The organism is Desulfosarcina variabilis str. Montpellier, from assembly GCF_048565275.1.
GTDB classification, from domain to species: Bacteria; Desulfobacterota; Desulfobacteria; order Desulfobacterales; family Desulfosarcinaceae; genus Desulfosarcina; species Desulfosarcina variabilis.
On record NZ_CP159846.1, the window covers coordinates 2,123,166 to 2,137,135 of the forward strand.

Below are 13,970 nucleotides of genomic sequence, written 5' to 3' on the forward strand. Positions count from 1 at the left end.
CAGAGAACCTATGAGCAGACACTTTTATGAGTTCTGGGGCAACTATTACCTCAATCTTGCCCGAGGCCAACAACAGATGGATAACCTGGCAACCCTGATGAAACAGGGGCTGACGGGAATGAACGATATCGCTGCACTATTTCGTCGTTGTTACGGGTTCGAGACGGATACGGCTGCCAAGAGTGAATCGGTGCCACAATCCTGGCAACGCAGCGTGGCGGATTGCCAGCGGGTATTGAATCAATTAGCCGCGTTGTGGGGATGGGTACCCCAGACGGAATATGAGCGTGTCGTCCGCGAGCGCAATATGCTCAAGAAAAAAAATGAAGACCAGGATGCCGTTATCCGTCAGCTACGCGACCTGTTGAACGAGGAAGGCCGCGGTCACACCATGCTTATTGAGCATTGGAAGCGTTCATTTGAAGAACAAAATGCTCAGTTTCAATCGTTGATGGAGAGTATCGGCAACAGCTTCGACAAGAATCGTTAGGACGGCCACAAACGACCGGTTGGTTCAAGATTGGCCGAATACGATCTTAAAAGACGGGTGGATGCCCGGCCATGATGCAGCAACCATTGAATAAAGAAAAGGATGGTCAAGCCCCTTATGAGTGAACAAACCAACACCCCCTTTGATATGACGGCGATTTACAATACCTGGATGAAATCTATGGGTGAGATGTGGACAATGATGTCCGGTATGGCAAATGCGACGTTAAAGCAGAAACCGACTGCTGAAAAAGTGCATCCGCGGGCCACACCCAGTGCCGAGCAGACCATGGCCGCAGTGCTGAAAAATTGGCAAACCATGTCCACGGCCATGGCTTCGCCGGACTCCATGGCGGCGATATTCAAAGGCAGCGGCGCCATGCCGGAAATGCTGCTTAAGCTGGCCCAGACATCCCTGGGCAGTTTTGTCGAGCTGCAACAAAGCATGGTCCAGCAGTTTTCTCGAGTGGGAGACTCTGTTGAGGCTTATCGCTTTGAGGATATTGACGAAAACATTTTTCGTTTGTGGACCGACATTTACGAACGGGAATTCAGACGATTTTTTCAGGTTCCGCAGCTGGGCTTGATGCGTGAATACCAGGAAAAAGCCTACCAGGCTGCTGACAAATTCAACCTGTTGCAGTCCAACCTGGCCGAATTTTTGCGGATGCTGGGATTGCCGTTCAGCCGGTCCATGCAGGTCATGCAGGAGAAGTTAATCGAATTGGCTGAAAAAGGTGAGCTTTCCGATGATACCAACGCATATTATCAGATGTGGGTCAAAGTCCTGGAAGGACACTTCATGACGCTTTTCCAGACGCCTGAATACGTGGAAACACTGGCCCGTACCGTGAACGCCCTGGCGGATTTTACAGCTGCCAAGGATGCGGCGCTGGAGGATATGATGGGCATGCTGCCGGTGGCCCGCAAGACTGAAATGGACGACATGGCCAGGGAACTCTATGAGGTGAAAAAGCGCCTGAAAAAGCTTGAAAAAAAAATTGATCAGTAGCAAGTTACGTTGAAAAAATAGGCAAGCCTCCTCGAGGCACCCTAAGACAGTGGCCAAGCCAAAACCAATTCCGACTGAGACCACTTCGAAAACCAATTCGAGGGAATGCTACCACCGAACCCAACGCGAGGAGATGGCCATGACAAAAGAAATGGACTATTTCAAATCATTTTGCAAAATCAGTAAGGCGTTTGGAACCACCAAAAAAAAGCAGGAGCTGCTCAGCCTGATTGTCGAACATTCCATTGAATCCATGAAAGGTAAAGCGGCCTGTCTGTTCCTGGCCGATGAGCGCCAAGAGTTTTTCGTTCCCACTGCCCAGGCCGGTCTGTCAGAAGGCTATCTGCATGCCAGTCCGATGAAGGCCCGCCAGGTGGTGAAGGTTCTGGAAAAGGAGGGCTTTCTTTCATTTCCAGATGCCACATCGGACCCCCGGCTTGATAATCACGATGCCAAAAAGGCCGAAGGCATTGCCTCCATTTTAACCGTACCGGTGAGAGTGAAAGACCACACCATCGGTGTGCTTTCCCTGTACACGGCAACGCGCCGCGAGTTTGATCCGGAAGAAATCGAATTTTTGCGGGCTTTGGCCGATCAAGGCGGTATCGCTATTCAGAATAATCGGTTGCATCAGCGCATGCAGAAAAACGCCGTGCTGTTTCTGCAGCTTGCCTCCAGCATCAACTCGTCCCTGGATATCAAAGAAGTGCTGAACAATATGACGCTGAATATCTGCGAGGTCCTGGGCATGAAAGGGGCGCTGATCCGCCTTTGGGACGAAGACGCCGATGAGCTGAAGGTGGTGGCCAGCCACGGTCTCAGCGATGCGTTTCTCGAAGTCGGCTATGTGGCCTCTACTGAAACCGCTGCCCGGGCGTTAAGAGGGGAAACCGTCGTTATCAGCAATGCCGCCACCGACAAGCGGATAGTATTTCAGGATGCCATTAAACGCGAGGGGATCGTCTCCATGATTGTCATCCCCATCCGCACCCGGGATAAAATTATCGGGGTGATGCGTCTGTACAGTTCGGTCCAGCGTGAGTTCCCGCCGGATTTCATGGCCATGGTGGAGGCTCTGGCCCACCAGGGCGGGCTGGCGATCCAGAACGCATCCATGTTTCTTAAACTCCAGGAGGATAAAAAGTCCCTTGAGGAGGATATCTGGAGTCATCGCTCTTGGTTTTAAGTGCCGGACACACGCCAGGGCATTTGCATGCTTTGAGAAGGGGTCTGGATGAAACGGAGACCATCCAGACTCCGGTTGGCAGGCGCCGGAAACCGATCTGTCCGGAATGCCTGCCCAAGCACCATTTCCCATGGTGGAAAAATGCCAAAGATCAACGCCAAAATGTCAAATGATAGATAGCATACGCATCATTTGGCATTTGACATTCATGGACGCCCTAGTTTCGGGAAGGAAGGCAACCCGGGGATCTCCATGCGATTGTTCTGTCTTATTGGCCGCTTTTCCATTTTTGGTATTGCCGCCATTGAAGCCATTGTTGAAACTCCTCGTACTTCGGCGTTCCCACGGCGGTCTTTTTCCATTCAAGCCATTGCTGATAGTGTTCAAATTCTTCATGATCCGTCGGGGTCGGTTCGTCGGCAACCGCTTTTGGAGAAGGCTGTGGATCTTTCGCTTGGCTGTCCGGCAGTAGGCCGCCCTTGTCGGAATCATACAATACCACGCCATCCTCACCCTTGGAGAATACGCCCGGACCGTCAGGGATGTCGTCAGCTCGGGCCGGGTCAAATGGCCTGCCGGCACCGCTACAGGCAACCATGGAAAACAAATACAAACAAAATAAGAGTAGGGTTTTGGTTTTTTTCGCGTTCATGAGGCTCATTTTTTCACATAGGGTTGACCACGGTTGGTCGTGGTGATGTCCAATCTCAATGTTGTTTAAGTCACTTGTGCCCATAACAATCAAGGGGGTGGTTAACCACCCCCTTGATTGTTATGGTTTAGGTATGGAAATTAAAATTTAACCCGGGTGCCGATCATCACCACACTGATATCTTCGGCGTCTCCAGTGAGTATGGCATTGCCGCTTTCATCCACGATGGTGTTGCCCTCATCATCCTCCATTTCCCGTCCGTCACCGTCAAGCATATAGAGACGATAGGTTCCATAAAATTCGATACCTTTCCAGGGCGAGATAACGTACGCCACGCCATAGTTGCTGGATTCATCGTTTTTCTGGTCCAGGTCCTCGGTCATTCCGTACTCAACGGCAATGGCGTGCATGCCGAATTTGTATCCGATTTTACCGTAGTAGTTTACCGGATCGGTATCGGCATCATCCTCATCGATGGTCCCGTAAGACGCGGTGATATTGAAACCGGAGCTGTGCAGCCAGGACAAGGACGCGCCCATCTGGGTATATTCAGGGTCCTCCCGATCGGCCGTGTCCACGTACCCCACGGCTGCGGCGATTTCACCCAAGCCGCCGAACTCGTTGGCAAACCGAGCGGCCACTTCCCATGCATCACCGTTGGTCATGCTGCCGGAGAAAGACAAACCGCCGAATTCCGGAGTGTCATAGCGCACCCGGTCGTTACGGCTCAATCCGTCAAACGTGTCCCGTGTCGCGCTGATTTTTGCAATCTCCTGGTTGTTGCTATCGCGAAAAAGCAACGACCCGCCGGTGTCCGCCACACCGCAGTACATGACGACACTGGTACCGCTTAAATCCTCTTCAGACGTACCGTTGGCCGCACCGTCACCTTGACCGATGGAGATTTTTCCAAAAGGCATATCAAAATAGGCTTCCAATTTTCTCTGTGCCAGATTCTCATCGGAGCCATCGTCTTGCTGGCCGATATACACTTTGTTGGACGGTGTGGATTGAAATTCATTCTCCCAGACCACGCCCACTTCAATCGACGGCGTTACCTCCTGAGACCCCTTGAAACGAAAACGGGTTGATGAATTGTCATTGTCCACATGGAAAAACTCGGATTCATTACCATCGTCGGCCCACATCACCGCGCGGTTGATCTGACCGGATAATTTGACTTCAACTGCCTGAGAAATACCGGTGTTCATTAAAACCAATGCTGCTGCCGCTCCGACACAAAACACGCTCGACATCCACTTTTTCACCATTCGCTTGATCTCCTCTTTAAGTAAATCATTGGAGTTAGAGCCTGATCCAGACTTCTCAAATAGGCTCTTATTGAGAAAATAACAGTTCACGCCTTCGGACAGGTGGATCTGGCCACACCATCCGAACGGACAAAATGAAGTTGCAATTATGGGAAGAGTGTTAGAAGCGTGCTAGGATAAGAATAGGATCACATGAGGATTTGGGATTGCTTGTTGACGATTAAGGTTTGACTACGCCCGGTGCGGCTTCGTTTTCAACTTCAGCTCAAATCGTTCCACCAGCAATGAGCAGGTCAGGCATAGTACGAAGTAGATTGCCAGAATGGTAAGCCATACTTCAAAGGTGAAAAAAGTGGCCGCCATCAGCTCCATGCCCTGGAAGGTCAGTTCCTGGATGGAAATGACCGAAACGATGGCCGAATCCTTGATGGTGGAGATGAACTGACCGGCCAGCGGGGGCATCACCCGGCGCAGGGCCTGAGGAAAAATGATATGCCGCAGCTGCTGGGTGCGGGTAAGCCCCAACCCGGCCGAAGCCTCCCATTGCCCCGTGTCAATGGACTGAATGCCGGCGCGGATGATTTCGGTGATGTAGGCGCCCTCGTAGACGGCCAGGGCCACGACACCGGAAACAAAAATGGAAAGACGGGACGGATCATCCAGGAAAAAACGCAGGATCCAAGAGATCGGCCCATCGCTTATCTGCGCCAATCGGTCGATGCCCAGGGCCGGTAAGAGGCGGTCGCCAATGAAATAGTAAAAGATGAAAATCCAGACCAGCACCGGGATGTTGCGGATCAAGGCCACATAACCGCTGCCCAGCAGGTTGCGGTAGGGGCTGCGACTGATGCGAAGCAATCCCATGATCGTGCCGATGATCATGGCCAGAACAGTGGCCCAGAAGCTGAGCCGCAGGGTGACCAGCACGCCCTGAAGGATCAGGCCGGGCACCCACCGGCCGGTGCTTTCATCAAAGCGCAGCAGATACTGGGGGATCGCCTGCCAGTTCCAGTGGTACTGGGCCTGAGCCGTGGCCCGATAGATCAGCCAGGCCCCCACCGCCCCGATCCCGGCCAGCAGGATCAGGTCGATGGGGGTGATCGTGGGTTTCTTGCCGATCACTGGATCTTGGATTCCCAGTCCTTGGTTTCGAACCAATAGGTCTTGCGTTCTTTCAGCCAGCCTTCGGCGGTTACATAGCCGATCCAATTATTGAAAAAATTGAGGGTGTCCACATCACCTTTACGCACGGCAAAGCCGATGGGTTCGCGGGTGAAGGTTCCGTCAATGGGTAGAAACAGCCGCTTTGGATATTTGATGGCCTGAAACGCCGGTGTGGGGGCGGAGCCCACCACGGCGTGCACCCGGCCGTTGATCACTTCCTGGTAGGCCTGGGCTTCGTCGTCAAACATGCGAATCTCAGCCTTGGGCAGATATTTCTTGGCGGCCGTGACCGCGGTGGAGCCCAGACGGGCGGCAATGGTCACACCGGGTCGGTTGAACGCCTCCAGGCCCGTCATGCCGTCAGCCATCTTGCGGCTGGCCACCATGGACATACCCGTGAAATCGTAAGGATCGGTGAAGTTGACCTTGAGATTGCGGCTGGGCTGGATGCCCATCCCGCCAATGATCACATCGAATTTGCCGGTGAGCAGGGCCGGGATGATACCCGACCATTTGGTGGGCACAAACTCGACCTTGACTCCCATATCCTGGGCCAGACGCGTGGCCACATCGATTTCAAAACCGATGAGCTTGCCGGTCTTGTCTTTCATGGCCCAGGGCACAAAGGTGGACATTCCCACCCGCAGCACGCCGCGCTGAATCACCTGTTCAACGACGCTTTCCTGATTATCAGCGGCCAGTGCCGCAGGACCTGCGGCCATACCCAAAGCCAGCCCTACAACGATTAAAACCCAGCACAAACTGTTTTTAATTCTCATGGATAAAAGACTCCTTCCTGTAGATCGGGTTGTAAATGAAGGGGAACCATCATCGACGCCTTCTATTTGGCCGTCGCCAGGCGTTTTTGCATCATCCCGGTGACCATGGACAGGGACAGGGTGAGCAGCAGGTAGATTCCGGCGATGGTAAACCACAGCTCGAATACCAGATAGGTCTCAGCAATGATTTCCTGGCCTTTCATGGTCAGATCATAAATGGCAATGGTGCTCACCAGGGCCGAATCCTTGACCAGGGAGACGGCCTGGCTGACCAGGGGCGGTGTCATATGGCGCAGGGCCTGGGGCAGAATCACGTGGCGATAGGTATGAAATGCATTCAGACCAAGGCTGCCGGCCGCTTCCCATTGGCCCTGGGGGATCGACAGAATACCGGCCCGAATGATTTCCGAGGCATAGGCGCCTTCGAACAGGCTTAAGGCCAGTACCGCCGATGCAAAGCGACTCAGGTCCACCATGGGGGAAAACACAAAGTAGATGAAAAAAAGCTGCACCAGCAGTGGGGTGTTACGAATCAGTTCCAGATAGCCACGCGCCAGGACCCGGGCGGTAAAGGAGGTGGATAAGCGGCAAATGGCCGTCACCAGACCAAAGATGCTGGAAAGCAGAAGGGAGACAGCTGAGACTTGCAAAGTGACCGATAGTCCCTGGAGCAATGGGCCCGGCTGGATTTCCCCATCGGTGACGCTGACGATATACCGGGGTACCCGGTACCACTGCCAGTTATAACCGAGTTGCGTGCCACTGACGTAAACCAGCCCAATTACCACGCCGATGGTTACCGTGACCTGCAAGCCGGTTAACAAACGACCTCGTGTGGGCTGAGTTGATCCGGTTTGCAAAGTAATGGCCTCAGACCCCTTCATATTATTGTTGATGACCTCGTAAAAAGTCAGCGTTCGGACGGTCCCGTATAAAGTCGAAAATCTCAATCTGGCGTCATTCCGGCGCAGGCCGGAATCCTGTCTTTTCAATATGTTCTGGATACCGGATCAAGTCCGGCATGACGAGTCTGGCGCTTTTTAAGAGTCCATCAGGTTGATGGTGGGCAATGCCCACCCTACACGTTCCGGCGGTCGGTTTTATGATTCCCCAATCCCCTCCGTGCCCCCCTGTAGGAGCTGGCCATGCCTGTGACCATGCACTTGAAAATATTGTTTCATGTATTATTTTTATTGATACATGGTTGTATCAAGATAAGCGTTTTTTTAGACATTCGATTGTTGAGTGCGGTCTCAACCATGCCATTATATCAGATAAAGTTCTGATAAACATAAACAATAGGAAGGGCATGCTATCTTTGTCAACCTGTTAATGGAAATTGGCATGCATCTGGCTGTAATGGAGTACAGATAAAGACGGTGAACTGGAATTTTAGGCACTTGGGTTAGGGAATATTATTTACGACCGTTTCAATCACCTGTTTCCGCCAACCGGATGGCGGACATCAACCCATCTGGAGCCAAACAATGATGAATCTTGAAGAAATTAGACGCAATAGGGATCTGGTCAATTGCATTGACTGGGAAATGACGCCGGAAGAGGCGGTGCGCTTGTATCTGGAGTGGGGCAACAACTGGGCGCGTGGAAACTACGTGATCCGTTCCAAGGATGATGTCTCACATTATTTCGTAATCAATACATGGAAAAAAGAGCCGGTGATTTACTTTATCCGGCGCAACAGTGACGAGGCCGTTGAACTGGCCGAGATAAGAATGCCCGCCGATTTGAAGCGGCGCTACATGCATTCTCAGGGCCGCCACAAAGGTGTGTGGGCCCTTGAAGACGAGGTCAAATCCTGGCTGAAAGAAAAGCTTGACGTGAATTGACCGGCTTTGCTTCCGGCTGGTCGACGCAACTTGTTCCATCCCCCAAACCCACTCGTTCTCGTTGTCAGTAGAACGAAGCGCAGCGTTTATCGTTGTCGTAATCGAAAGGTAAAAGATCGATTACGACAACGATAACAATTGGATCATGCGATGTCGGGCAACGCACTCGGTGCAGCCTCCATTCACCCCTGTAGCTGGCCATGACTGGGATGTTAAGCCGATAGCCGTTTAGGTCGAAAGTCGAAGGTTTAAGGTGGAAGGTTAAAGGTTTGAGGTTGGGCGGAATGCTATCGGTTTTATCGTCTCCCAAATTCCTTTACTCTCCGATTTATCAGGAGCTGGCCATGTCTGCGACCATTCGCAATCACCGGTCATTTCATTGTCGCGGCCATGGACCGCTACTACAACCAACCTGCCGAACCGAAGTATATTTCTGAGGCTGAAGAAGAATCCACCAGCCATCCCATCACCGTAATTTTCTCCGTGCCACCCTGTGAGTGCTGGCCATGCCTGCGATGATAGGCTGATAGCCGTTTAGGCTGAAGGGCGGGCGGCAGGATATCCGTTAAAATAGGCGGTTAACAGGGTTGATGGTTGGCAATGCCCACCCGACAGGCTCCGGCGTCAAAGTCAGTACCTTAGTATCGCAGGTTGGGTTGAGGAACGAAACCCAACAAAATCCTGCCCGTCTTTCCGGTCTATGTCGGGTTTCGCTCAAGCTCAACCCAACCGACATTACTTATTACCGATCACTGATCACCGACCATCGATAACTGATCAACAACCAACACATCGATGAAAAAAGGCTAATCAAACGCTTTGCCCGGTTTTATCCCCAAGGGTTTCAGGATTTTTACCAACGGACAAAAACCGGTAAAACTTGACTGCAGCAAATTGGCGCCCACAAACGCTGTGAACCACAGCCAGTAGGCACTGTGAATTTGAGACAGTAACAGGGAGATTAAAATCATTATTCCTGCAAAAGCCAAAACAACACGATCAATTGTCATAAGTCACCTCCGATAGGCTGATTTATTTTCATGAATGGTCAACGGCTAACGGCTAAAAGCGAATCGCCCACTTTATTTTTTTCATATAGAGTACGAATCGGCGCAGATGTTACATTTCTTTTGTTGATTCCATCGATTTTACAAAATGGGGGGGGGGAGCACTGTTCTACTGAAAAAACCAATGGCATGTTAGTTGCTTTTCTAGTATGTTCGTTAAAGTCAACGGGTTTGACCGTCAATTGGCCCAGGGTGAGGTCCCAGGCATGGCCAACGCCTACAAAAAACCGCACATGGTTAAGCTGTTGGCGGTTGTAAGAACGGGCAATGTCCGCGAAAAACATCAAAGCGATCCAAATGGGGTTACCCCGTCAATTGACCATTTATGAATTGGCACCTACGAAAATTCTTAGAATTGATTTTGCTATCAGCTAATCGATCAATTTAGTTATTCCAATCAAGGAGGAAACATGGATTTTAATTCTTTTGAAGAAATTCTCGACTTTGCCATTGAAAGAGAAAAACAGGCGGTTAAATTTTATCAGAGATTGGTGGATCAGGAAACATTCCCGGCATCCAAACAGACATTAACCGAATTTGTCGAAGAGGAAACAAAGCATCAGCGGTTGCTTGAGGATTTCAAGAAAGGAAAACGATCCATCGTCGAATACAAATACGAATGGATTCCCGACATCAAGCGCAGCGACTACATCGTCGACATGAAATACGAACCGGGGATGGATTTTGCCGAGATCCTCAGACTGGCCATGAAGCGTGAGGAAAAAGCATTGCGGCTTTACAATGCCTTGGCCACCAAGACGGACGATGCGGAGTGTATCAAGCTGTTCAAGCTCCTGGCCCAGGAAGAGGCCAAGCACAAGCAAACGTTTGAAACCCTGTATGACGATCACATGGCCGAGTTGGGCGATTGATAGGCGCTTAACATAAGTCAATTAACAATTGTCAGGAGGGAATATGCTGCCACAAATTAAAAACATTCTCTATGCCACCGACTTGTCGGAAAACGCCCGCTATGCTTACAAATATGCGGCCAGTCTGGCTCAGCAGTACGAAGCGCGTATTACGATCCTGCACGTTATCGAAAAACCCACCGCCGAGACCTTTCTTCAGATCCAAGGGTATGTGGGCGAGGAAAAATGGAAACAGCTCCAGGAGGAGAAACAGGCTGATTTCGTGTCTCGAATTAAGGGTCGGCTCAGTGATTTTTGTAATGAAATCAGTGGAGAAGTGGATGCCTGTACATTCCAGGTGGATAAGATCATCGTCAAGGAAGGTATTGCCGCCGATGAGATCCTGTACCAGGCCGAGCTCAATGACGCGGATGTGATCATTATGGGTACGCGCGGGTTTGGCATGTTCAAGGACGCGCTGATGGGGGGGACGGCCAGGCGGGTGGTCAGAAGAAGCAGCCTGCCGGTCATGGTCATTCGGCTACCCGAATAACCCAATAAACCCAATAAACCCAATAAACTCAAGTAACCCAAGCAACTAAATAACTAAGCAACCAACTAACCAAGAAACTAAGCAACCCAAAACCCGGCATTACCGATCGGATGGAGATCACCGATGCGTTTTTCAATGTCGACCCGAGCCCATGCACGCGAACCATGCACCCCACATTCTGTTGGTCAACCCGTGGATTCACGATTTTGCCGCCTATGATTTTTGGGCCAAGCCCTTGGGGCTTCTCACCTTAGCGGGAATCTTGCGTGACCACGGCGCGCGTGTTTCGTATGTGGACTGCCTGGATCGGTTTCATCCCTTGTCGCCCACCACATCTTTGCCGGCGGCGCGGTGCGGGCGGGGACCCTACTTGAAGACGATTATTCCCAAACCGGCCGGCCTTGTGGATATTCCGCGCAACTACTGCCGTTACGGTATTCCTCCCGAGTCTTTGCGACATGACCTGAAACAGTTGGACAGGCCGGATCTGGTGCTGGTGACCTCCCTGATGACTTACTGGTATCCGGGGGTGTGTGAAACCATTCAGGCCATTCGATCGGTGTTTGCCCATGTGCCGGTGGTGTTGGGGGGCATTTATGCTACGCTGTGCCCCGAGCATGCCCGGCGTACATGCGATGCGGACCAGGTGATGACCGGCCCCGGCGAAAAGGCGCTGCTACCCTTGGTGGCCCAATATACCGGCTGGTCGCCCACACCCACGTTTGACCCGCAGGACTTGGACAGCCTGCCTTGGCCGGCCATGGATTTTGAACATCGCCTGGCCCATGTGCCTGTGATGTGCTCACGCGGATGCCCGTTTCAATGCGCCTATTGTGCCTCCCATAGGCTGCAGCCGCGCATGCTTCACCGCAGCCCGGCGTCGGTTCTAAAGGAGATTGGCCATTGGCATCACAATCATGGGGTCCGCGACTTTGCCTTTTACGATGATGCCCTGTTGGTTGCGGCTGAGCGTTACATCGTTCCGCTGCTGGAGGGTGTGATCGATGCGCATATAGGCGTTCGTTTCCACACGCCCAATGCCCTGCATATCAGAGAAATGACGCTTCCCTTGGCCCGGTTGATGCGTCGGGCCGGGTTTCATACCATCCGTCTGGGACTGGAAACCACGGCCTTTGACGGGCGGCAGGTCATGGACCGCAAGGTCACTGAAAACGAGTTTTTCCGGGCGGTGGAATATTTCAAGGCGGCTGGATTTCGCGCCGAACAGGTGGGGGCTTATCTTTTGGCCGGACTTCCCGGTCAGTCGGTGTCAGGGGTGGAGGATTCCATCAGGGTCGTCAAGCAGGCCGGGGTGACGCCGGTGATCGCCCACTACACGCCGATTCCCCACACCTCCATGTGGCCGGCCGCCGTGGCGGCCTCGCGTTACGATCTGGAGGCTGATCCGATCTATACCAACAATGCCATTTTTCCCTGCCAGAGCGAAACGTTTTCCTGGGAGGTGCTCACCCGGCTAAAAAATCTGGCACAGTCCTGAAACAGTTCAAACTGTGCAATTAGCCATTAGCATTTAGCTGTTAGCCTAAAAGATGCACAGAAATATTAGATGTCGCTTTATTCAAAAGCCAATTGCTAAAGCCTAAAAGCTAACTGCACAGGTCGAAAAAGGTGGCGGTTCGAAAAATGAGAAGCAGTCAAGTCAATCACTCAATCAGCGGTGGCGCCTAGCCAGGTCACTTTACCGCCTGTCTGTTCTCCTTGCAGGGTGATCAGGTCGCCTGTGGCGATGGAATCCAAAAAGGCCGTGTAACCGACGCTCACGCCTTCCGGCGATTCAAAGTTTTCATCGGCAATGGTCGACAGATCCACCTCGTGGCCAAGGATCGTGATTACTTCGCCCACAGGGCTGGCAAGCGTGCCTTGAAGTTTGACCTTGCTGCTGGAGCGTGCCTTGACAATGATGTGAATGGCCAGCACGGTGTGCTCAGCGGTCTGGCGGCCGATGATTTTCACGTGATGGTCGTCCGTTATTGCTTCCGCAGTGCCCGCCGCCCCGGTGACCTTGGTGATTTCGTTATATATGATGGTGATGTCGGTCAGACCGGCCAGGGTGAGGCTTGACTGATCCACCGCGTTGGATGCCACGTCCGATTCGATCTTGGCATCGTCCAGGAATATGATCGTCCCGGCGTCCAGGTTGCCATCGATGAGTTCTCCTTCCGCTTCCACACGCACGCCGCTGTTCAGGTCCTCTAACTTGCCGCCGACATAGGCGGTCCCGTCATCGATATTAACGATCACGCTGTCCAACATCAGTTGGGTATCCGTGGCTTCGAGGACAACGCCGGTGAGTTCGACGGCGTCGCTGTCCGTTACGCCGAACCGGTCGACCGATTCGATGCGTTCGGCCGTTATGGTCTGCTGATTAGCTGAAAGTATCCCGGTGACCGCCACCGCCGTTCCATCCGATGGTTGGGTCAGGTCAACCAGGGTGGCGTCTTGATAGTCGATGAGAATGCCGTTGATGGTAAATTGCTTGCCCGCTGTATCCAATTGCGCGACGGTGCCTTTTATCTTCGCCCCGTCATCGCCGGTGGTGACGCCCATATAGCTGGCGACCAGCCGTCCTGTGGCATCAACAAAGCCGCTGACCCTGACCCATGCGCCCGGATTCAAGGAGGCGAGGTCAACCCCATGGGGGCGGGTGGTGTCCGTGAGCAGTATTTCGCGGCCCAGGACGATCAGTTCCGTGGTCAGGCTGTCGATCGTGCGGATCGAATCCAACGGTCCCCTGATATCATCGTCGATGTAGATTTTTTGGGCCGTGCCGTCTTGCGCTTCGCCGATGTCGCCATTGACCCTGACGACCATCCCCAGGGCGAGATTGTCGCGCATGACCTGGGTGCCGGCGCCTTTGCTCCGGCCTTCCACGAAAATCTCGGCATCCTCGGTGGCAAAGTGCCTTCCGTTGACTTCGATGCTTCCATAATTGGATGCCGGCCCGATACTGATACCAGTGCCGCCGGTTCCGCCACCGGCCAGATCGTCAACACCGCCGTCTCCCCCACAGGCCAAGGCGAGCAAGACGACGAGCAGGCAGTACCTTATCCATGACGCTTTCCTAAAAGATAACCCCAC

General features: G+C 52.6%; 15 protein-coding genes. 7 read left to right on the forward strand and 8 right to left on the reverse strand.

What is annotated here, in order from left to right; translation table 11 throughout:
* The first annotated feature begins 10 nt into the window (after positions 1–10).
* From Dvar_RS09480 to Dvar_RS09490, 3 genes are all read left to right on the forward strand, one after another.
* Positions 11–490, forward strand: a complete 480-nt coding sequence (locus Dvar_RS09480) for a hypothetical protein (protein WP_419661443.1) — start codon at positions 11–13, stop codon at positions 488–490.
* Between the two features lie 117 nt (positions 491–607).
* Positions 608–1,501 carry a poly(R)-hydroxyalkanoic acid synthase subunit PhaE gene (locus tag Dvar_RS09485; protein ID WP_419661444.1) on the forward strand — a complete coding sequence of 298 codons (894 nt, stop codon included), beginning with the start codon at positions 608–610 and terminating at the stop codon, positions 1,499–1,501.
* Between the two features lie 139 nt (positions 1,502–1,640).
* Positions 1,641–2,687 (forward strand): GAF domain-containing protein, encoded by a 1,047-nt coding sequence (locus Dvar_RS09490; protein ID WP_419661445.1) that lies wholly within the window; start codon positions 1,641–1,643, stop codon positions 2,685–2,687.
* Positions 2,688–2,955: 268 nt separating this feature from the next.
* Here the strand turns inward: Dvar_RS09490 and Dvar_RS09495 are convergent, their stop codons facing one another.
* From Dvar_RS09495 to Dvar_RS09515, 5 genes are all read right to left on the reverse strand, one after another.
* Entirely contained in the window at positions 2,956–3,339 is a 384-nt protein-coding gene (locus Dvar_RS09495) for a hypothetical protein (protein WP_419661446.1), read from the reverse strand.
* A gap of 140 nt (positions 3,340–3,479) precedes the next feature.
* On the reverse strand, positions 3,480–4,610 hold the full coding sequence (locus Dvar_RS09500; protein ID WP_419661447.1) for a porin: 1,131 nt from the start codon (positions 4,608–4,610) through the stop codon (positions 3,480–3,482).
* Positions 4,611–4,841: 231 nt separating this feature from the next.
* Complete coding sequence (locus Dvar_RS09505) at positions 4,842–5,732, reverse strand: amino acid ABC transporter permease (protein WP_419661448.1); 891 nt, start codon at positions 5,730–5,732, stop codon at positions 4,842–4,844.
* A complete protein-coding gene (locus tag Dvar_RS09510; RefSeq protein ID WP_419661449.1) occupies positions 5,729–6,553 on the reverse strand; it encodes a transporter substrate-binding domain-containing protein in 825 nt (274 codons plus the stop codon). The genes Dvar_RS09505 and Dvar_RS09510 overlap by 4 nt, the downstream gene beginning before the upstream one ends.
* A 62-nt stretch (positions 6,554–6,615) precedes the next feature.
* Positions 6,616–7,377, reverse strand: coding sequence for an amino acid ABC transporter permease (locus tag Dvar_RS09515; protein ID WP_419661450.1), 762 nt, complete (start codon positions 7,375–7,377; stop codon positions 6,616–6,618).
* A 663-nt stretch (positions 7,378–8,040) separates the two neighbouring features.
* Here Dvar_RS09515 and Dvar_RS09520 point away from each other — a divergent pair.
* Positions 8,041–8,400, forward strand: coding sequence for a DVU0772 family protein (locus tag Dvar_RS09520; RefSeq protein ID WP_419661451.1), 360 nt, complete (start codon positions 8,041–8,043; stop codon positions 8,398–8,400).
* 806 nt (positions 8,401–9,206) lie between these two features.
* On the opposite strand, the gene Dvar_RS09525 is transcribed toward Dvar_RS09520, so the two are convergent.
* The gene (locus tag Dvar_RS09525) at positions 9,207–9,410 is read right to left on the reverse strand and encodes a YgaP family membrane protein (RefSeq protein ID WP_419661452.1); all 204 of its coding nucleotides are present in this window, start codon (positions 9,408–9,410) and stop codon (positions 9,207–9,209) included.
* 38 nt (positions 9,411–9,448) lie between these two features.
* Positions 9,449–9,751 carry a hypothetical protein gene (locus Dvar_RS09530; protein WP_419661453.1) on the reverse strand — a complete coding sequence of 101 codons (303 nt, stop codon included), beginning with the start codon at positions 9,749–9,751 and terminating at the stop codon, positions 9,449–9,451.
* Positions 9,752–9,877: 126 nt separating this feature from the next.
* On the opposite strand from Dvar_RS09530, the gene Dvar_RS09535 reads away from it, so the two are divergent.
* From Dvar_RS09535 to Dvar_RS09545, 3 genes are all read left to right on the forward strand, one after another.
* Positions 9,878–10,339: a ferritin-like domain-containing protein gene (locus Dvar_RS09535; RefSeq protein WP_419661454.1), complete on the forward strand. Its 462-nt coding sequence runs from the start codon at positions 9,878–9,880 to the stop codon at positions 10,337–10,339.
* Between the two features lie 43 nt (positions 10,340–10,382).
* Entirely contained in the window at positions 10,383–10,871 is a 489-nt protein-coding gene (locus tag Dvar_RS09540; RefSeq protein WP_419661455.1) for a universal stress protein, read from the forward strand.
* A 151-nt stretch (positions 10,872–11,022) separates the two neighbouring features.
* Positions 11,023–12,369: a B12-binding domain-containing radical SAM protein gene (locus Dvar_RS09545; protein WP_419661456.1), complete on the forward strand. Its 1,347-nt coding sequence runs from the start codon at positions 11,023–11,025 to the stop codon at positions 12,367–12,369.
* A 170-nt stretch (positions 12,370–12,539) separates the two neighbouring features.
* On the opposite strand, the gene Dvar_RS09550 is transcribed toward Dvar_RS09545, so the two are convergent.
* Positions 12,540–13,970, reverse strand: coding sequence for a DUF5666 domain-containing protein (locus Dvar_RS09550; protein WP_419661457.1), 1,431 nt, complete (start codon positions 13,968–13,970; stop codon positions 12,540–12,542).